Origin of the sequence: Nocardioides sp. J9 (assembly GCF_007829375.1) — a bacterium.
GTDB lineage: Bacteria > Actinomycetota > Actinomycetes > Propionibacteriales > Nocardioidaceae > Nocardioides.
The window spans coordinates 1-18,682 of the sequence record NZ_VLJQ01000056.1; the positions used below are offsets into that span (position 1 = coordinate 1).

Consider the following 18,682-nt stretch of genomic DNA (forward strand, 5'->3'; position numbering starts at 1 on the left):
CCCCGGGGTCAAGGATCGCGAAGCGACCGCGTAGCGGCGGATCGCAGCGACGTCCTTGACGCCGGGGGCCGGTCGGCTACGGTGCGCGGCCGCCGGGAACAGACATGAAGTCCCATCAACCGCTCGACGCCGTACTTGGTGCCTACTTCCCAGCGACAATGGCGGCATGCGCGTGACGGTGGTGCCCTACGACCCGACGTGGCCGGAGAGGTTCGAGGTGGTGCGGGCGGCGCTGGTCGAGGCCCTGGCGGACGTCCCGCACCTCGGCATCGAGCACGTGGGGAGCACGTCGGTGCCGGGGCTGGCGGCGAAGCCGGTCATCGACGTGGACGTGGTGGTGGCAGCCGGGCACCTCGACGCCGCGATTGAAGCCATGGCGGTCGCGGGGTACGAACACCTCGGGGACCTCGGGGTGGAGGGGCGGCACGCGTTCCGGGCGTCGACCGAGGACGAGCTCGCGGCGATCACCCGCAACGTCTACGTGTGCGTGGAGGGGGCGTTGTCGCTGCGCAACCACCTGGCGGTGCGGGACACGCTGCGGGCCGACCCGGAGCTGCGGGCGGCGTACGCGGCAGTGAAGCTGCAGCTGGCCGGGCAGGAGCTCGCGGACATGGGCGACTACATCGAGGGCAAGAGCGAGGTGCTGCAGCGCGTGCTCGCGGCGTCCGGGCTCACCGAGGCGGAGCGGGACGCGATCCTCGCGGTCAACAGGAAGCCCGGGAGCTAGGGGGCAGCGGCGCGCTGGCGGTCGATCTCCGCGGCGAGCTCGACGCGCAGCTCGTCGTGCTCCGGGCCGAGGGCGTGGCGCTCGACGTCGACACGCTTCTCCCGGTGGTGGAGGGCGGCGGGCCAGCGGACGAGGTCGTCGGGCTTCCAGTCGTAGCGGGGCGTGACGTGGGCGTGCAGGAAGGCGTCGGTGTTGCCCTGGATCTCCAGGTTGATCCGCCGGAACGCAGGGTCGCGGCGCGAGCAGACGGCGGAGACGGCGCGGCCGAGCAGGGCCATGTCGGCGAGGAAGGCGAGCTGGCGGTCGACGGGCAGGTCGGTCAGCTGGTCGGCGTCCGGGTCGTCGGTGACGAGGACGCAGTAGCCGGGCAGGTGCTGGACGTCGCCGATGACGGCGAAGCCGGCGTCGAGGCGGCGCAGGACGGTCGGGTTGGTGCCGGCCAGGGCGGAGCCGACCCGGTCGAGGCGGAAGTCGTCGGTCACGAGCGGACCAGCACCCGCTTCTGCGGGGCGAGCCGCGAGGCCGGGGCGGTCAGCGTGCGCAGGTGGATGTTCTGCAGCAGGCCGACGGCCAGCATGCCGGCGAACATCGAGGAGCCGCCGTACGACACGAACGGCAGCGGGACACCGGTGACGGGCATGATGCCCAGGCACATCCCTATGTTCTGGAACGCCTGGAAGCCGAACCAGCAGGCGATGCCGGCGGCGGCGATCCGGCCGAACACGTCGTCGGTGCGGGTCGCGATGAGCAACGCGCGCCAGAGGACGACGCCGAGCAGCGCGACGATGAAGGCCGCTCCGACCAGGCCGAGCTCCTCGCCGGCGACGGTGAACACGAAGTCGGTGTGCTGCTCGGGCACGAAGCCCGACTGGGTCTGCGAGCCGTCGAAGAGCCCCTGGCCGAAGAGGCCGCCGTTGCCGACGGCGATCCGGGCCTGCTCCACGTTGTAGCCGGCCCCGCGCGGGTCGAGGTCGGGGTCGGTGAAGGCCAGGAAGCGGTCGACCTGATACTCCTTCAGGAAGCCGCTCGTCACCGCCAGCACCGCGACCGCGACTCCCCCGCCGGCCAGCGCGGCGAGCCAACCGCGGTGGGCGCCGGAGGCGGCGATGACGCCGAACACCGTCGCGGTCAGCACGAGCATCGTGCCGAGGTCGGGCTGGGCGAGGATCAAGGTGGCGGGGACGCCGGCCACGACGAGCATGAGCAGCACGTCCGTCGTGCCGACCCGGTCGCGCCAGCGGCCCTCGCTGCGCTCGGCGACGACGAGCGCCATGCCGACGACGACCGCGAGCTTGGCGAGCTCCGAGGGCTGCAGGGACATCCCGCCGATCATCAGCCAGGAGCGGGAGCCGTTGATCGTGGAGCCCATGACGAGCACCAGCACCAGCCCGACGACGGCGCCCAGGTAGGCGACCGGCGCGAGGATGCGCACCCACCGGTGGTCGGTGACCACCACCATCGCCATCAGCACCAACCCGATCACGATGTTGACCAGCTGCTTGAGCAGGAAGGCCCGGTCGTCGCCGCCGGTCAGGTCGTCGCGCTCGATGGTCGCCGACCAGATCAGCAGGCAGCCGACGAGCGAGAGCAGGACGACGGCGACGAGCAGCAGCTGGTCGATGTCGCCCCAGCGCACGAAGCTGACCCGGCGCGAGGCGGTGGTCCGGGTGGGGCGGGCGGCTGAGCGGCCGGCCTGGATGCGGTTGCTCACGGGGTCACCGGTCCTTCCGTGCGGGCGGCAGGATCGAGCCGTCGTCGGCGAAGGTCGGCAGCGCGGCGGGCTGGAGGACGCCCGGGATCGCCGCCTTGTCGCGGTCGACCGTCTCGCCGTCGACGCCGTAGAGGGCCTCCCAGATGGCGCGGATGCCCTCACCGGTCGAGCCCGAGCCGGTGCCGGCCTGGGTGATCATCATGACCACCACGTAGTCCTCGGTGTACGACGCCACCCAGCCGGTCGACTGCTTGCCGTAGACCTCGGCGGAGCCGGTCTTCGCGCGGATGGTCACGTCGTCGAGCGGGAAGCCGCCGAGCTTCCACGCCATGGTGCCGTGCGACGCGACGCCCTTGAGCGCGTCGTCGAGGTAGCGCAGCACCCGCTTGGGGACCTTGAGCTTGCGCTCCTTCTTCGGCTTGATCTCGCGGATCACCTCGCCGTCGGGCGAGACGACCGCCTTGCCGACGCGCGGGTGCCACAGCACCCCGCCGTTGGCGAGCGCGGCGTAGGCACGGGCCAGCTGCAGCGGCGTGACGATGGTGTCGCCCTGGCCGATCGCGAAGTTCGCCGAGTCGGTGATCTTGTACTTCCAGCCCTCGATGCAGAACTCGCGGGCGAACTTGTAGACGAAGTCGGACGTCTTCTCGTCCTGCGGCTTGTCGGCGATGCCGCAGTAGTAGTCCTTCATCGACTCGTAGTAGGCCTTCTTCCACTTCCGGTCCGCGACCCGGCCCGACGCCTCGCCGGGCAGGTCGACGCCGGTGCGGCTGCCGAAGCCGAACTTCTGGGCCTGCTTGACCAGCGGGTCGCGGGCGTCGACGTCGTCGGGGTCGGAGCCGAGCGTGCTCCAGAAGTGCATGCCCACCTGGTAGAAGAAGGTGTTGCAGGAGACCTCGAGCGCGCGGGCGAAGCCGATCGAGCCGTAGGCGCCGGACTCGTGGTTGTGGAAGGCGCGGTTGCCGATCTGCACGGCCGACGGGCAGCCGAGCACGGTGTCGGTGGAGTAGCCGTTGGTGAGCGCTCCCGCGGACATGAACGGCTTCCACGTCGAGCCGGGCGCGAACTGGCCCTGGAAGGCCCGCGAGAGCAGCGGGGTGCCGGCGGCCTCGGAGTAGAGCCGCTTGAGCTGCTTGTCGCTGATGCCGCCGACCCACACCGACGGGTCATACGTCGGCTGGCTGGCCATCGCGACGATGCGGCCGGTGCGCGCCTCCATCACCACGGCGGCGCCGGAGTCGGCCTCGAAGTTGCGCTTGGTGACCGGGTCGCGCAGCCCGCGCTGGGTCTGGATCATCTTCCACAGCTGCTCCTCCACGACCGACTGCACGTTGGCGTCGATGGAGGTGACCAGCGTGTCGCCCGGCTGGGCGGCGAGGTCGGAGACGTCCTGGCGGACCCGCCCGCGGGAGTCGACCGCGACCTGCTGGTAGCCGGGCTGGCCGCGCAGGAACTCGTCGTACTCCTTCTCGACGCCGGCGCGGCCGACGACCGAGGCGCCGTTGACGGAGCTGTCGCCCTCGGCCTCCGCGGCCTCCAGCTCCTCCTTGGTGATGGGGCTGAGGTAGCCGAGCAGGTGCGCGGCGTTGATGCCGTACGGCGAGGGGTACTCCCGCACACTCTGCCGGTCGACGACCACCCCGGGGAAGTCCTCCGGCTGCTCGAGGATGCGCAGCGCGGCGGTCTCGGGCACGTCCTGCGCCACCGGGACCGGCTGGTAGGGAGAGCCGTTCCAGCAGGTGCCCGCGACGGCGCCCTCGTCGCCGCAGAGCAGCAGCCGGGCGCGGATCCTCGGCACCTTGACGCCGATCGCGCGCGCGGTGCGGCTGAGCAGCTCCGCGCGGTCCTCCTCTGACATCCGGCCGATGAGGGTGCGGTCGAGCGAGACCACCCAGGTGAGCCGGTTGGTGACGAGCGGTCGGCCCATCGCGTCGACGATCAGCCCGCGCTGGGGCTGCACGACGATCTCGCGCACGGACTGGGACGCGGCCTGGCCCTGGTACTCCTCGCCGGAGACGACCTGCAGGTAGTAGAGCCGCACCCCGAGCGTCGCGAGCAGCGAGAAGACGAGCGTCTGGATGACGATCAGGCGCAGCTGGCTGCGGTGCGAGGCGGCCGTCACGTCTGCGCCCACCTCGCCGCGACGGGGCGCTCCTGGCCGAGCCGGCGCAGCAGCCAGTACGTCGCCGGGACCACCAGCAGCGCCGCGACCGTGTCGAGCACCAGCGCCACCAGCGCGACCTGCAGCAGCTCGCCGACGGAGGCGCCGGAGTCGCCGAGGAAGAGCCCGCTCAGCGCGAAGACGGACGTGCCGACGAAGGAGGCGCCGGCAGCGGCCGCGAGCACGAGGCCGAGCGGCGGTCGGCGGGAGCCCTCGAGCTCGAGCCGGCCGACGTCGGAGGTGTTGTCGTGGGCGAGCCGGCCGACGACGTAGCCGACGACCATGAGCGCCAGCGTCCAGCGGCCGGCGACGTGGTCGGCCGGCGGCGCGAGGTCGAGCAGGAGGCCGGCGAAGAAGCCGGTGAGGGTGCCGTAGCGGGTGTCGGTGGCCAGCGCGGTGGCGACCACGACGAGCAGCACGACGTCGGGCACGACCCCGAGGCCGCCGACCTCCCACGCGAAGTGCGGGAGCACGGTGACCTGGACCAGCAGCGCAGTCAGGACCGCGAGGACGACGGCGGTGAGGCGTCCGGCGGGGCTGGTCCTCATCGGCGCACGCTCCCGTCGGCCTCGATGACGCGGTCCCCGGTGCCGGACGGCACGACGACGCCGACCAGGTCGAGGCTGGTGAAGTCCACCGCCGGCTCGATCACCGCGCGGTACGACGTCTCGCGCACCGACTCGAAGACCTTGGCGATCCGGCCGATCGGCACGCCGGCGACGTAGGGGGCGCCGCCCTTGCTGCCCCAGGTGAGGACCTGCTGGTCGACCTTCGGCACCACGGTGCCGTCGACGAGCTCCATCTCGAGGCGGTCCTCGGTGCCGAGCGTGCCGTGGCCGCTGACGAAGCCGAGCTCCATGTTCTCCCCGACCCGGCCGCCGACCCGCGAGGTGTCGTCGATGATGAGCAGCACGGTCGCGGTGCGGCTGGTGACCGAGGTGACCCGGCCGACGAGGCCCTCCGCCGCGACGACGGTCATGTCCGGGCGCAGGCCCGCGTCGGTGCCGGCGTCGATCGTGACGGTGCTCGTGAAGTTCTGCGCGGGTCCGATCGCGATCACCCGGGCCGGGACCAGGGCGTAGCCGATGTCCCCGGCGAGCGCGCGGAGCCCGGCGAGCTGCTGGAGCCGCTGCTCGTCGTAGCCGGCCTTCGCGAGGCGCTGGTCGCGCTCGGCGAGGTCGGCCTCGAGGTCGGCGACCCGCTCCCGGAGCTGGTCGTTGGTGCGGAAGGCGCCGGGGATCCCCGCCACCGGGCGTACGACGGTCGCCACCCCCGCCTGGACCGGGCCGACGACCTCGCCCACCACGTCGCGGACCGCCGCGACCGGCGAACCCTCGCCGCCGGCCTTGTCGACGACCATCAGCGTGGCGCAGGCGAGCAGCAGCGCCACGACCAGCGAGCGGGACGGACGACCACGGTCGTCGTCCGGGCGCTGCGGGGCGCCGGAGGAGGCGGGACGGACCGGACGGGTGTCGAGGGCCATCGGTCAGAACCGCCGGGGGTTGGTGACGAGCACCTGCTGGAGGGCCTCGAACTCCTCGACGCAGCGGCCGGCGCCCATGGCGACGGAGACCAGCGGGTCCTCGGCGACGTGCACGGGCATGCCGGTCTCGTGCCGGATCCGCTCGTCGAGGCCGCGCAGCAGCGCTCCCCCGCCGGTCAGCACGATGCCGCGGTCCATGATGTCGCCGGCCAGCTCGGGCGGCGTCTGGTCGAGGGTGACCCGGACGGCGTCGACGATGGCGTGCAGCGGCTCCTCGAGCGCGTGGCGGATGTCGGCGCTGGTCACGGTGACGGTGCGCGGCAGGCCGGTGACCATGTCGCGGCCGCGGACCTCGCCCTCCGGCTCGCCGGGCCGCGGGAAGGCGGAGCCCAGGGTCACCTTGACCTCCTCGGCGGTGCGCTCGCCGAGCATCACGCCGTGCTCCTTCTTCATCCACGCGATGATCGCGGCGTCGAGGTCGTCGCCGGCCGTGCGGATGGACAGCGAGGTGACGATGCCGCCCAGGGAGATCACGGCGACCTCGGTGGTGCCGCCGCCGACGTCGACGATCATGTTGCCGGTTGCCTCGTGGACCGGGAGCCCGGCACCGATCGCGGCGGCCATCGGCTCCTCCACGACGTACACGCGACGGGCGCCGGCCTGGTAGCCGGCCTCCTTCACGGCGCGCTGCTCGACGGGCGTGATCGAGCTCGGCACGCAGATGACCATCCGCGGCTTGGCGAAGTAGCGGCGCCGGTGCACGCGGGCGATGAAGTGCCGCAGCATCTGCTCGGTCGCCTCGAAGTCGGCGATCACCCCGTCGCGCAACGGGCGCAGGGCGGTGATGTTGTCGGGGGTGCGGCCCAGCATCTGCTTGGCCTGGTGGCCCACGGCGATGACCTCGCCGGTGGTGTCGTTGAGCGCCACGACGCTCGGCTCGTCCAGGAGCACGCCGCGACGGCGGACGTAGACGAGCGTGTTGGCGGTGCCGAGGTCCACGGCCATGTCCCGGCCGATGATGGAATTCGCCCTCACGCTTCCTCGCAAGACGTCGCCGGACCGGGTCGACGTCGACCAGGTCCTCGTGCGCGTTTCGGGGAAGGGGCGACGGCCGGGCGCACGGACCGACCGCCTCCGGTTGCGAGGGTAGGTAAGGCGGCCGGGGTTGCCGGGGAGCCACGCCGTACGGCGTGGCGTGCGGGTGTCAGGTGCGGGTCAGGCCAGGCCGGGGAACCAGAGCGCGATCTCGCGCTCGGCGGACTCCGGGGAGTCGGAGCCGTGCACGAGGTTCTCCCGGTTCGAGAGGGAGAGGTCGCCGCGGATCGTGCCGGGGGCGGCCTTGCGGCCGTCCGTCGCGCCGTTGAGCGTGCGGACCACCTCGATCGCCTCGTCGCCCTGCAGCACGAGGGCGACCAGAGGGCCGCTGGTGACGAAGTCGCGCAGCGGCGGGTAGAAGTCGCGCTCGACGTGCTCGGCGTAGTGGGCGTCCGCCTGCTCGCCGTCGATGTGGCGCAGCTCCATGGCCACGATCTCCAGGCCCTTGGCCTCGAAGCGGGCCAGCAGGGTGCCGACCAGTCCGCGGCGGACCGCGTCGGGCTTGAGGAGGACGAAGGTGCGTTGGGTCACGTGCGTGACCCTATCGCTCCACCGCGCTCAGCGACGATCGAGGGACCGGGTGATCAGCTTGTTGGCCGAGCGCTGGAAGCCGCGCACGATCGCCTCGAGGGTCAGCCGGCGCAGGGTGCCGATGGTGTCCTCCAGCTGTGCGGCGTCCTCGCGGGAGCGGCTGTCGCGGCGCCACGGCTCGACGACCTCGTCGTGCAGGACCCGGGTGAGGTCCTCGGCGAGGGCGGACATGTGGCGCTCGATCGCCTCCCCCGCGGCCCGCATCCCGGCGACCGGGATGTCGACCTGGAGCAGCTCCACGGCGACGTCGAAGCCGTGGACCGGGGTGAACCGCTCGGCGCCGCGCTCGTCGGTCGAGCGCCGCAGCAGCCCGAAGTCCTCGATGAGGGAGACCTCCTCGTCGCTGAGCCGGCGGCCGGCGTGCTGGTCGAGCTGGCGCCGGGTGAGCTCCTGGGGCTCCCCCACGGTCCACGAGGTGAGCATCGCGCGCTGGACGGCGAGGTCCTCGACGCCGGCGTCGGCGGGCAGCGAGGCGAGGTACTTCTCGATCGCCTGCAGGGTGAAGCCGTGCCCCTGGAGCGCGCGGATCATCTCCAGGCGGGCGAGGTGGGTGTCGTCGTACCACGCCATCCGGCCACGCCGCGCCGGCGGCGGGAGCAGGCCCAGGCTCGCGTAGTAGCGGGTGGTCCGCACGGTCAGCCCGGCTGCGGCCGCGAGCTCGTCGATGGTGCGCAGACCGCTGTCGTCGCCGGGCTCCGGGGTCGGGTTGGCGTCGGCGGCAGCGCTCATGACTGTCACAGTACGACTGTCATCCAATCCGCGCAACGAGGGCAGGACTGCCCTGCTCAGGCGTGAACTGAGCCCGTCCTGGGATGTTCAACGATCGGGGTTGACGTAGGTCACACTGCGGGGAACAGTACGGGTGTGACAGTTCCACTGTCATTCTCGGCCTCCCCACGGACCTGACCCGAGCGAGCACCAGGAGCACCATGTCGGCGACGAGCGAACCGCGCGTCCTCCCGGCGCTCGGCAGGCCGCTCGCCGAGGTCGTCGCGATGGTCCGGTTCACCCGCCGGGTCTTCGGCGCGGTGCTCACCTCCCTCACCGCGCGCCGCTTCCCGCTCGCCGAGACCGTGGTGCAGACCTGGTACGCCATCCGGGTCTGCACGCTGCCCGCGCTGGCCGTGTCCGTGCCCTTCGGCATCATCCTCGCCCTGCAGGTCGGCGTGCTCGCCCAGGAGGTCGGCGCCGTCGCGTTCACCGGCGCCGGCAACACCCTGGCCGTCGTGCGCCAGGCCTCTCCCCTGATCACGGCGCTGATGCTCTCCGGCGTGGCCGGCTCCGCGATCTGCGCCGACCTCGGCTCGCGGCGCATCCGCGAGGAGATCGACGCCATGGAGGTCATGGGCCTGTCGGTGATGGAGCGGCTCGTCGTGCCGCGGATGTTCGCGATCGTCGTCGTGGCCGTGCTGCTCAACGGCGTCGTCATGTTCTTCACGATCCTCACCACGCTGTCGATCAGCGTCGTGGTCCAGGACCTGCCGCCGGGCAGCTACCTGGCCTCGGTGACCACGCTCGCCCAGGTCTCGGACCTCTACCTGTCACTGGCCAAGGCGGCGATCTTCGCGGTGATCTGCGCCGTCGTGGCGTCGTACAAGGGCCTCGGCGCGAGCCGCGGCCCGACCGGCGTCGGCGAGGCCGTCACCAGCGCGGTGGTCACCAACTTCGTGCTGCTCTTCGCCGCCAACTTCGTGATCTCCCAGGTGCACAGCACCTTCGCGGGAGGGCCGATCGGGTGACCGCCATCGAGCAGGCTGTCGACCGGGCCGTCGACCGGGCCGTCGGGCCGCTGGAGGGCATCGGCCTCCAGCTCGTGCTCGCGTGGCGGGCGATCGCGGCGCTGCCGGTGGCCGTCACCCGCTACCGCGGCGAGGTCGCCCGGGTCCTGGCCGAGGTCACCCTCGGCTCGGGCATCTTCCTCGTCGGCGGCGGCGTGGTCGGTGTCGTGCTGCTGCTCTCCACCCTCACCGGCACCGAGGTCGGCCTCGAGGGCTACCAGGGCCTCGACGTGATCGGCCTCGCCCCGCTCACCGGCTTCATCTCCGGCTACGCCAACACCCGTGAGCTGGCGCCGATGGTCGCGGCGCTGGGCTTCGCGGCGCGGATCGGCTGCGGGTTCACCTCCCGCATCGGCGCGATGCGGATCAGCGAGGAGATCGACGCGCTGGAGTCGATGGCGATCCGGCCGATCCCCTACCTGGTCAGCACCCGGCTGGTGGCGGCATGGATCATCGTGCTGCCGCTCTACCTGATCGGCCTGGTGGGCACCTACGTCGCGACCGACTTCATGGTGACCACCTTCTACGGCCAGTCCGCGGGCACCTACGACCACTACTTCCGCACGTTCGTGGCGCCGATCGACGTCTTCTACTCGGCGATCAAGGTGGTGGTGCTGACGACCGTGGTGACGCTCATCCACTGCTACCACGGCTTCACCGCCAGCGGCGGCCCCGAGGGCGTCGGCCGCGCGACCGGTCGCGCGATCCGCGCCAGCATCATCTCCCTGACCGTCGTCGACATCCTGCTGACGCTGCTGCTGTGGGGCGCGGACCAGCAGGTCCAGATCTCGGGGTAGGCGGGTCGGATGAGCGAGATCCTCTTCCCCCACCACGGGGCCGACCGGCGCGGGCTGCGCCTGCGGCTGGCCCTGGCCGGGCTCGCCGGCGTCGCCGCGCTCGGCCTGCTCGCCGGCGTGCTGGCGCTGCAGACCCTCGGCACCCTCAGCGGCGACGTCCGCCTCACGGTGCAGCTGACGACCGTCGGCGACACCCTCGGCATCAACTCCGACGTGAAGTACCAGGGCCTGCGCGTGGGTCGCGTCGTCCGGGTCGAGCCGGTCGCCCGGGCCGGCGAGACCGGGTGGGACGGACCGACGGCGGAGGTGCTCGTCGACCCGGACCACGCCGCGCTGATCCCCGGCGGCGTGCGGGCCCGGGTGCTGCCCGGCACCCTCTTCGGCAACGAGTACGTCGACCTGGTGGCTGCCCGCGGCAACGGCGCCGCGAGCCTGGCCGACGGCGCCGTCGTACCTGCCGACACGTCGCGGGCCACCCTGCGGCTGATGGACACCTTCTCCGCGACGCAGCGGCTCCTCGCCGCGGTGGACCCGGCGCAGTGGGACGTCGCGCTCTCCCAGCTCGCCGACTCCCTCGACGGCCGCGGCGCCCGGCTCGCCACCCTCGTCCGCGACGGGGAGGCCTTCCTCGGGCGCTGGACGGACCTGCAGCCGCAGCTGCGCCGCGACCTCGACCTGCTCACCCGCGACAGCGACCTGCTCGCCGACGTCGAGCCACAGCTGGTCTCCGCCCTGCGGGACTCGCGCCCGCTCGCACGGACCCTGGTCTCGCAGGAGAAGGGGACGCGCACGCTCCTGCGCGGCATCTCCCGGCTGCTCAGCGGCGAGGAGGGCGTCACCGCCTTCCTGCGTGAGAACGGCGACGAGACCGCGCGGCTGCTGAACGCGACCGCCGCCAACCTCGAGGTCTTCGCGGACCGCTACCCCGCCTTCGCCTCGCTGCTGGACAAGCTGCCGGCGCTGCTGCGCAACGGCGCGAACGCCGCGAAGGACGGCCGGGTCCAGATGGAGGGCGTCCTCGCGCCCCAGCTGATGGACCCGTACGACGCCACGAACCCCGACGACTGCCCGACCTACCGCGGCCTCCGCGGCTCCTGCGGGGGTGGTGCGCGATGAGTCGCCAGCTCAGCGAGCTCCGGCGCCACAAGGGCGCGGCCATCGGCGTCGCCCTGTTCGCGGCCTTCGCGCTGGTGCTGACCTCGATGGTCGCCGGCACCCTCTCCCGCTCGCAGCGCGGCGACTCGATCACTCTGACCGCGGTCTTCCGCGACGCCACCGGCCTGCGCGCCGGGGACGACGTGCGGGTCGCCGGGGTCCGGGTCGGCCGGGTCACCGACACCCGCGTCGGCACCGGGGACGACAAGGGCCTGGCCGTCGTCACGATGAGCGTCTCGGCCGACCAGGTGCTGCACGAGGACGTCACGGCGACGATCGACTACCTCAACCTCATGGGCCAGCGCTACGTCGCCCTCGCCCGCCCCGGCACCGGCGCGAAGGCGCGGCGGCTCGACGGCGACGCGCACATCCCCCTCGAGCGCACCCGCCCGGCCCTCGACCTGACCGCGATGTTCAACGCGTTCAAGCCGGTCTTCGACCTGCTGCAGCCCGGCGACGTCAACCTGCTCGCCGCCAACATCGTCCGGGTGCTGCAGGGCCAGGGCCCGACCATCCAGCACCTGCTGGAGCAGACCGCCGAGCTGACCACCGGCCTCACCGACCGCGAGGAGACGCTCGCCCGGGTGGTCGACAACGTCACCCTGGTGCTGGAGACCACCGACGCCCACCGTGCCGAGATCACCGGCCTGGTTCGCGGCCTGGACTCGCTCACGGCGGGGCTCGCGAAGGATCGCAGCCGGATCGCCACCAGCCTCGACGGCATCGCGCGGCTCTCCGCCACCACCGCCGACCTCGTCGAGGACGCCCGCTCCCCGCTGACCGACGTGGTGGCCTCGTCCGTGCCGTGGTTCGACTACCTCGCCAGCCGCGGCGACCTGCTCGCCCGCACCGGGTCCGCGGTCCCCCAGCAGCTCGAGGTCTACCTGCGCACCCTCGGCTACGGCAGCTACCTCAACACCTACGTGTGCACGCTGTCGGCCCAGCTCGACGGGGTCCCGACGAAGGTCGACCTCGGGGTCACCGGCGACCGCTTCTCGCGGAGGTGCCGCCGATGACCGCCCTGCTCACCTGGCGCGGCCTCGGCTGGCCGCTCCGCGTCGTCGCACTGGCCCTCGTGGCCGGCCTGGTCGTGGTCGGCGTGCGCACGCTGGCCGGCGAGGCGTCGTACCACGTGCGCCTGCGGCACGCGGCCGGCATCGAGTCCGGCGACGACGTCCGGGTGGCCGGGCTGAAGGTCGGCAAGGTGACCGGTGTCGAGGCCGTGCGCGACCAGGTCGACGTGGAGTTCTCGCTCAACCAGGCCCCGGCCGACCTCGGCCTCACCGAGGACAGCACGGTCGAGGTGAAGCTGCTGTCGATCCTCGGCGAGCGCTTCCTGTCGCTGACGCCGGGTTCTGGCGACACCCTCGCCGACGGCGCGACGATCGGGCTCGAGCACGCGGTCGACAGCTACACGATCGAGCGGTTCTGGCTGGAGTCGACGCCGCAGGTGCAGGCGCTCGACCTCGACCGGGTCCAGGAGGCGGTCGACGTGCTCGCCACGGACCTGGCGGTGACCCCGACCGCGCTGCGCGACGCCGTCGACGGCATCGCCGGGGTGTCCGCGATCGTCACCGAGCGCGAGCAGCAGGTCGACGACCTGCTCGCCTCCACCCGCAAGGTCACCTCCCTGGTGCTGGAGCAGACCGACGAGCTCGACCGGGTGATGACCAACGGCGCCGCCGTCATGCTGATGGTCCAGCAGCGCAAGGAGGTGCTGCGGGCCCTGCTCCGCGACGCGCACCGCTTCGTGACCGGGCTGTCGACGCTCGTCCGGACGACGTCGCCGCAGCTCGAGCCGGCGCTGCGCGACCTGCGCACGGTGCTGCGGGTGCTGAAGAAGCACGACGCCCAGCTCGACCGCACGATGCGGCTGGCCGGCCCGACCATGCGGGTCTTCACCAACGCCACCGGCGACGGGCCGTGGCTCGGCGTCAACGCGCCGTGGGCCGTCATCCCCGACGACCTGGTCTGCTCGATCACCCCCGAGGACTGCCGATGAGCCGGCGCACCGTCCTCGGCGTCCTCGCTGGCGCGCTCGTCCTGGCCCTCGCCGTGTCCGGCGCGCGGCTGGTCGGCTGGCTCGGCGGCGACGACCCGGAGGCACTGCGGGTCACCGCCGACTTCGCCGACACCACCGGCGTGTACGTCGGGAACGACGTCACCTACCTCGGGGTCGAGGTCGGTGAGATCGTCGAGGTCGAGCCTCGCGGCACCACGATGCGCGTCGTCATGCACCTCGACCCGCGCACCCGCGTGCCGGAGGACGCCGGGGCGGAGATCCTGCAGGGCTCGCTGGTCACCGACCGGTTCATCGAGATCGGCCCCGCCTGGGACGGCGGCCCGACACTCGCGTCGGGCGCCCACATCGACGCCGCCCACACCCGGTCCCCCGCGACGGTCGACGAGGTCGCGAAGGCGATCGACGACCTCGTGCTGGCGCTCGACGCCGGGCTCGACGGCAAGGGCGGAGCCGGTCTCGGCGAGATGCTCTCCACGACGGCCGCGGCGCTCGAGGGCAACGGCGCGCACCTGCGCCGCGCCCTCGCCGAGAGCCGCGACGCCCTCGAGGTCGTCAACGCCAAGGAGGCCGACCTGACCGCGGTGTCGGAGAACCTCGTCGAGCTCGTCACCACGCTCGGCCGCCGCGACAAGAGGATCCGCGACTTCACCACGGCGACGGCCGACACCACCGCGGTGCTGGCCGACCAGCGCGAGGAGCTGGTCGCCACGCTCGACGCCCTCGACGAGCTGACCCGCCTCACCAACACCATCCTGACGGAGAACGCCGAGGTGCTCGGCGACGACCTCGCCGGGCTCGCCGACGTCGTCGGGACCGTGCGCGAGCACCAGGACTCCCTCGCCGAGGCCTTCGACGTGATGCCCACGATGGCGGAGAACTTCGCCCGCGCCTACGACTGGGACCTCGGCCGGCTGCGGGTGCAGTTCGCGTTCAGCGCCGGCCCCTTCTCGGCCGCCTTCCGCAGCCACACCTGCAACGTCTTCGCGGCCATGGCCGGCGAGCTCGGCACCGACATGTGCGGCCTGCTCTTCACCACCGACGGCCGCGGCCTGCTCGACCCGCTCCTCGACGGCATCTACGACGGCCTGCCGGGAGGCATCCCGTGAGTCGGTACGGCGTGCGGCGCGCCCTCGTCGCCGCGACGGTCCTGATCGGGGTCGGTGCCGGCGCGGCCGGTTGCGGCCTCGAGCTGGAGGACGTGCCGCTGCCGTCGCTGGTCGACGGCCCGACCTACGAGCTCACCGTCGAGTTCGAGGACGCCCTCAACCTGCCGGTGGACGCCCCGGTCAAGCTCGACGGGGCCACCGTCGGCCAGGTCACCGCCGTCGAGGCGGGCGAGTACGTCGCCGAGGTCGAGCTCGCGCTGTCCACGTCGGTCGAGCTCCGCGACACCTCCCGGGCGGAGATCCGACTCACCTCGCCGATGGGCACCGCCTTCGTCCAGCTCTTCCCCGGCACCGGCGGCGACGTGCTCGCCGCGGGCGCCACGCTGCCCGCGGCCGCCACCGGGTCGGCGCCCGACGTCACCGACCTGCTCTCCGCACTGTCGACCGTCGTCACCGGCGGCAGCTTCTCCGACATCTCCACGATCATCACCGAGCTCAACACCGCCCTGACCGGCAACGCCGGTGACGTGCGGCGGCTGCTGTCGCGGCTCGACACCGCGGTCACCGACCTCGACGGCGAGCTCCCCCGCATCGACCGGCTGACCAGGGCGCTGGACCGGCTCACCACGCGGCTGGCCGGCGACCTGCCCGAGGTGACCCGCTCCCTCACCGACCTCACCGACCTCGTCACCTCCTTCGACCGCCAGCGTGCCGACCTGGTCGCGGCCATGGAGTCCCTCAACCAGTTCGACGTGGTCGCCACCCCGCTGACGAACGCCGTCCGCAGCGACCTGCTGGCGCAGCTGCGCGACATGGAACCGGTCCTGCGGACCCTGCTGGCCGGACGACGCGACATCGACGGCGTGATGCGCGGGCTGATCGCCTTCGCCGGGGGCAGTGACGTCGCGTCCCCCGGCGACTTCGTGAACTTCGACCTCACCGTCCTCCTCGACCTCGAGGCGCTCGCCGCGACGGGGGGTGCGCACCGGTGAACCCCTCCGACGAGCTCGCGAGCACCGCCCGGCGATGGCGTCGCCGCGTGCACACCGCGCAGGTGCTGATCCTGGTGATCCTCGTCGCCGGCGTCCTCTACGTCGCCGACACCGTCGTCGGCGGCTCGCTGTTCCGCAACCCCTACCACCTCTCCGTGCAGCTGCCGCAGGCCGCCGGGCTGCACGAGGGGTCGGTCGTCACCTACCGCGGCCAGCGGATCGGCGAGGTCACCGACGTGCGGCTCAGCGCCGACGAGGGCGTCGGCGCCGTCGCCGAGCTGGAGATCGAGTCGCACGTCGAGATCCCCGTCGACAGCGCGGTGGAGGTGCGCAACCTGTCCGCGGTGGGCGAGCAGTACCTCGACGTCCGCCCGCGCAGCGCCGGCGGGCCCTGGCTCGCCGACGGCGCCACGGTCCCGGTCTCCTCGGTCGCCGTGCCGGTCAGCGTCCCGGACGTGCTGGCCCACGCCCAGGGCCTGATGTCCCACCTCGACGTGGCCGACATCCGCACCATCGCCGCCGAGACCGAGGCGATCTTCGGCAACGGCGCGGAGGACGTCGACCTGCGCGCGCTCGCGGTGGAGATGGAGACCGCGTTCGCGATGCTGCGCCGCCTGGAGCCGGACCTGACCCGCCTCGCCCGGCGCGCCGAGCGGCCGCTGCGCACCGTCGCCGACCTCGGGCCGCGGATCCGCGCGATGGCCGCGAACCTCGAGCTGATCGCCGCGTCGCTGGCCGAGGCGGCACCCGACGTGCGTCGTACCGTCGTCACCTCGCTGGACCTGCTCCCCCGCCTCGAGCGCTGGTGGCGCGACGCGTCGCCCGACGTGCGCCGCCTCCTGCGCTCCGGCGTGCCGCTCACCGAGATGGCTGCCCGGCACCTGCGCGGGCTCCAGCACTGGCTGGACTGGGTGCCGCTCCAGGCCGACGTGATGGCCGGCAGCACCCGCGGCGGCAGCGGACGCGTCCTGCTCGTGCCCCGCGTGCTGAAGAACTGCGTCTACGACCGCTCGGTCCAGCGCGACATCCAGGACGTCACGAAGCGGAAGCCGCAGACCCACGTCCGTTGCACCGACCCGCCGGACGGCACCCAGGGGCGTGGCTCGGCCACCGTCCCCCGGCAGTGACGCCCACGACCTCACCGCACCACCCCCATCCCGAGAGGAAGACACGATGAGCACCGACACCCTGGCCCAGCGCGCCGCCATCGAGGAGCGGATCGCCGGCCTCACCCTGCCGGTCGCCTTCGCCCGGACCGTCGCCGCGGAGGGCGACGCCCCGGCGTACTCGGACAAGGTCGGCATCGACCTGTCCGGCGGCTACGCACCCGGCTGGCGCACCGTCAGCTGGAACGAGCTGGGCGAGCGTGCCCTCGACGTGGCCGGTGCGCTGGCCGCTGCCGGCGKCGCGCCGGGCGACCGGGTGGCGCTGATGGCCAGCAACCGGATCGAGCACGTCATCGCCGACCTCGGCGCCGTGCACGCCGGGGCCGTGTCGATGTCGGTCTACAACACCCTCTCCCCCGAGCAGGTCTCCTACGTCGCCGGGCACGCCGAGCCGGCGGTGGCCGTCCTCGAGTCCGCCGACCACGTCGCACGGTGGGAGAAGGCGCTCGCCGAGAGCTCCTCAATGCGCCGCGTCGTCGTCATCGACGCCGAGGCGCCGGCCGGTGACGACCGGTTCACGACCTGGGACGACTTCGTCGCCGAGGGCGCCGCGTGGCGCGCCGCGAACGCGGACGCCCTGCAGCAGCGGATCGACCAGATCTCGCCGGACGACCCGCTGACGATCCTCTACACCTCGGGCACGACGGGGAACCCGAAGGGCGTCGTGCTCACCCACCACGCCGTGCTCTACGAGTGCGCCTGCTCGCTCGAGGTCGCCGCCCCGACCCAGCACAACGACTTCATCTCCTACCTGCCGTTCGCGCACATCGCCGAGCGCACGCTGGGCATGTACATCCCGCAGTCGTACGGCGCGCACGTGCACCTGATCTCCGACCCGGCGCTGCTGCTGGGCGCCCTGGGCGAGGTGCACCCGACGCGCTTCTTCGGCGTCCCGCGGGTGTGGGAGAAGATCAAGACCGGCGTCTCGGCCAAGCTCGCCGCAGAGACCGACCCGGAGAAGAAGGCGCAGGTCGAGGGCGCGCTCGCCATCGGGCTGGAGTACGTCGAGGCGCTCCAGCAGGGCGGCACGGTCACCCCCGAGCTCGAGGCCCGCTACCAGGCGGCCGACGCCGGGCTGCTGTCCTTCCTGCGCGCGCTGCTCGGCCTGGACCGCTGCGAGTGGGCGGCGTCGGCCGCGGCCCCGATGCCGCTGGAGGTCGCGAAGTTCTTCGCGGGCCTGGGCATGCGCATCTACGACGTCTACGGCATGACCGAGACCTGTGCGGCCGTCACCGCGTGCGGACCCGACCAGTTCCGTCTCGGCACCGTCGGCAAGGCGCTGCCCGGCATCGAGGTCACCCTCGCCGAGGACGGCGAGATCCTCGCCCGCGGCCCGGTCGCCTCGAAGGGCTACTACAAGCAGGAGGACGCGACCGCGCAGCTCATCGACGCCGACGGCTGGGTGCACACCGGCGACATCGGCGAGATCGACGAGGACGGCTTCCTCAAGGTGGTCGACCGGAAGAAGGAGATGATCATCACCTCCTCCGGCAAGAACATCGCGCCCTCCAACATCGAGAACTACCTCAAGGAGAGCCCGGTCGTCGGCCACGCCCTGGTCTTCGGCGAGGGCAAGCCGTACGTCGTCGCGGTGCTCACCCTCGACGCCGAGATCGCGCCGGTCGTGGCGCAGCAGCTCGGCATCCCGGCCGGCACGTCGCTGGCCGAGCTCGCCCAGCACCCGGCGATCCTCGCCATGGCCCAGCAGGCCGTCGACGCGGCCAACGAGCGGCTGTCGCGGCCCGAGCAGGTCAAGGCCTGGGAGCTGCTGCCGGTCGAGTGGACCGCGGAGTCGGAGGAGCTGACGCCGACCCTGAAGCTCAAGCGCCGCGTCGTGCACGCGAAGTACGCCGACGTGCTCGAGCGGCTCTACGCGTGAGCCCTGCCCGCGTGGGCT

18 protein-coding genes are annotated in these 18,682 nt (G+C 72.6%); 10 read left to right on the top strand and 8 right to left on the bottom strand.

Annotation, left to right across the window (positions count from 1 at the left end; genetic code table 11):
* Window positions 1-166: 166 nt before the first annotated feature.
* Complete coding sequence (locus L615_RS06380; protein ID WP_145724506.1) at window positions 167-727, top strand: GrpB family protein; 561 nt, start codon at window positions 167-169, stop codon at window positions 725-727.
* Here L615_RS06380 and L615_RS06385 read toward each other — a convergent pair.
* From L615_RS06385 to L615_RS06420, 8 genes are all read right to left on the bottom strand, one after another.
* Complete coding sequence (locus L615_RS06385) at window positions 724-1,209, bottom strand: diadenosine tetraphosphate hydrolase (protein ID WP_145724507.1); 486 nt, start codon at window positions 1,207-1,209, stop codon at window positions 724-726. The two genes, L615_RS06380 and L615_RS06385, sit on opposite strands and share 4 nt — an antisense overlap.
* The gene (gene rodA / locus L615_RS06390) at window positions 1,206-2,438 is read right to left on the bottom strand and encodes a rod shape-determining protein RodA (RefSeq protein ID WP_051486029.1); all 1,233 of its coding nucleotides are present in this window, start codon (window positions 2,436-2,438) and stop codon (window positions 1,206-1,208) included. The genes L615_RS06385 and rodA overlap by 4 nt, the downstream gene beginning before the upstream one ends.
* A 4-nt stretch (window positions 2,439-2,442) precedes the next feature.
* Complete coding sequence (gene mrdA / locus L615_RS06395; RefSeq protein WP_145724508.1) at window positions 2,443-4,560, bottom strand: penicillin-binding protein 2; 2,118 nt, start codon at window positions 4,558-4,560, stop codon at window positions 2,443-2,445.
* On the bottom strand, window positions 4,557-5,147 hold the full coding sequence (gene mreD / locus L615_RS06400; protein WP_145724509.1) for a rod shape-determining protein MreD: 591 nt from the start codon (window positions 5,145-5,147) through the stop codon (window positions 4,557-4,559). The genes mrdA and mreD overlap by 4 nt, the downstream gene beginning before the upstream one ends.
* A complete protein-coding gene (gene mreC, locus L615_RS06405; RefSeq protein WP_084255408.1) occupies window positions 5,144-6,082 on the bottom strand; it encodes a rod shape-determining protein MreC in 939 nt (312 codons plus the stop codon). Before mreC ends, mreD begins: the two co-directional genes overlap by 4 nt.
* A gap of 3 nt (window positions 6,083-6,085) precedes the next feature.
* Complete coding sequence (locus L615_RS06410; RefSeq protein ID WP_028656598.1) at window positions 6,086-7,117, bottom strand: rod shape-determining protein; 1,032 nt, start codon at window positions 7,115-7,117, stop codon at window positions 6,086-6,088.
* A gap of 180 nt (window positions 7,118-7,297) precedes the next feature.
* On the bottom strand, window positions 7,298-7,708 hold the full coding sequence (ndk, locus tag L615_RS06415) for a nucleoside-diphosphate kinase (RefSeq protein WP_028656597.1): 411 nt from the start codon (window positions 7,706-7,708) through the stop codon (window positions 7,298-7,300).
* A gap of 27 nt (window positions 7,709-7,735) precedes the next feature.
* Window positions 7,736-8,497: a MerR family transcriptional regulator gene (locus L615_RS06420; RefSeq protein WP_145724510.1), complete on the bottom strand. Its 762-nt coding sequence runs from the start codon at window positions 8,495-8,497 to the stop codon at window positions 7,736-7,738.
* A 200-nt stretch (window positions 8,498-8,697) separates the two neighbouring features.
* Between L615_RS06420 and L615_RS06425 the strand changes: the two genes are divergently transcribed.
* The 9 genes from L615_RS06425 to L615_RS06465 are packed head-to-tail and all read left to right on the top strand — an operon-like array spanning window position 8,698 to window position 18,664.
* The gene (locus tag L615_RS06425) at window positions 8,698-9,507 is read left to right on the top strand and encodes an ABC transporter permease (RefSeq protein WP_145724511.1); all 810 of its coding nucleotides are present in this window, start codon (window positions 8,698-8,700) and stop codon (window positions 9,505-9,507) included.
* Window positions 9,504-10,343 (top strand): ABC transporter permease, encoded by an 840-nt coding sequence (locus L615_RS06430; RefSeq protein ID WP_084255406.1) that lies wholly within the window; start codon window positions 9,504-9,506, stop codon window positions 10,341-10,343. Before L615_RS06425 ends, L615_RS06430 begins: the two co-directional genes overlap by 4 nt.
* Window positions 10,344-10,352: 9 nt before the next feature.
* A complete protein-coding gene (locus L615_RS06435; protein ID WP_145724512.1) occupies window positions 10,353-11,459 on the top strand; it encodes an MCE family protein in 1,107 nt (368 codons plus the stop codon).
* Window positions 11,456-12,514 carry an MCE family protein gene (locus L615_RS06440; RefSeq protein ID WP_051486027.1) on the top strand — a complete coding sequence of 353 codons (1,059 nt, stop codon included), beginning with the start codon at window positions 11,456-11,458 and terminating at the stop codon, window positions 12,512-12,514. Before L615_RS06435 ends, L615_RS06440 begins: the two co-directional genes overlap by 4 nt.
* Entirely contained in the window at window positions 12,511-13,500 is a 990-nt protein-coding gene (locus L615_RS06445; protein WP_028656592.1) for an MCE family protein, read from the top strand. The genes L615_RS06440 and L615_RS06445 overlap by 4 nt, the downstream gene beginning before the upstream one ends.
* Window positions 13,497-14,627: an MCE family protein gene (locus tag L615_RS06450; protein ID WP_051486026.1), complete on the top strand. Its 1,131-nt coding sequence runs from the start codon at window positions 13,497-13,499 to the stop codon at window positions 14,625-14,627. The genes L615_RS06445 and L615_RS06450 overlap by 4 nt, the downstream gene beginning before the upstream one ends.
* Window positions 14,624-15,619 carry an MCE family protein gene (locus L615_RS06455; protein ID WP_028656591.1) on the top strand — a complete coding sequence of 332 codons (996 nt, stop codon included), beginning with the start codon at window positions 14,624-14,626 and terminating at the stop codon, window positions 15,617-15,619. The genes L615_RS06450 and L615_RS06455 overlap by 4 nt, the downstream gene beginning before the upstream one ends.
* Window positions 15,616-16,746 carry an MlaD family protein gene (locus L615_RS06460; RefSeq protein WP_028656590.1) on the top strand — a complete coding sequence of 377 codons (1,131 nt, stop codon included), beginning with the start codon at window positions 15,616-15,618 and terminating at the stop codon, window positions 16,744-16,746. Before L615_RS06455 ends, L615_RS06460 begins: the two co-directional genes overlap by 4 nt.
* Before the next feature lie 46 nt (window positions 16,747-16,792).
* Window positions 16,793-18,664, top strand: coding sequence for a long-chain fatty acid--CoA ligase (locus L615_RS06465; RefSeq protein ID WP_145724514.1), 1,872 nt, complete (start codon window positions 16,793-16,795; stop codon window positions 18,662-18,664).
* Window positions 18,665-18,682 lie beyond the last annotated feature (18 nt).

Coding starts and splice junctions, on each gene's coding strand:
- L615_RS06380 (WP_145724506.1), top strand. CDS start 167: ATGCGCGTGACGGTGGTGCCCTACGACCCGACGTGGCCGGAGAGGTTC.
- mreD (WP_145724509.1), bottom strand. CDS start 5,147: ATGAGGACCAGCCCCGCCGGACGCCTCACCGCCGTCGTCCTCGCGGTC.
- mreC (WP_084255408.1), bottom strand. CDS start 6,082: ATGGCCCTCGACACCCGTCCGGTCCGTCCCGCCTCCTCCGGCGCCCCG.
- L615_RS06420 (WP_145724510.1), bottom strand. CDS start 8,497: ATGAGCGCTGCCGCCGACGCCAACCCGACCCCGGAGCCCGGCGACGAC.
- L615_RS06425 (WP_145724511.1), top strand. CDS start 8,698: ATGTCGGCGACGAGCGAACCGCGCGTCCTCCCGGCGCTCGGCAGGCCG.
- L615_RS06435 (WP_145724512.1), top strand. CDS start 10,353: ATGAGCGAGATCCTCTTCCCCCACCACGGGGCCGACCGGCGCGGGCTG.
- L615_RS06440 (WP_051486027.1), top strand. CDS start 11,456: ATGAGTCGCCAGCTCAGCGAGCTCCGGCGCCACAAGGGCGCGGCCATC.
- L615_RS06445 (WP_028656592.1), top strand. CDS start 12,511: ATGACCGCCCTGCTCACCTGGCGCGGCCTCGGCTGGCCGCTCCGCGTC.
- L615_RS06450 (WP_051486026.1), top strand. CDS start 13,497: ATGAGCCGGCGCACCGTCCTCGGCGTCCTCGCTGGCGCGCTCGTCCTG.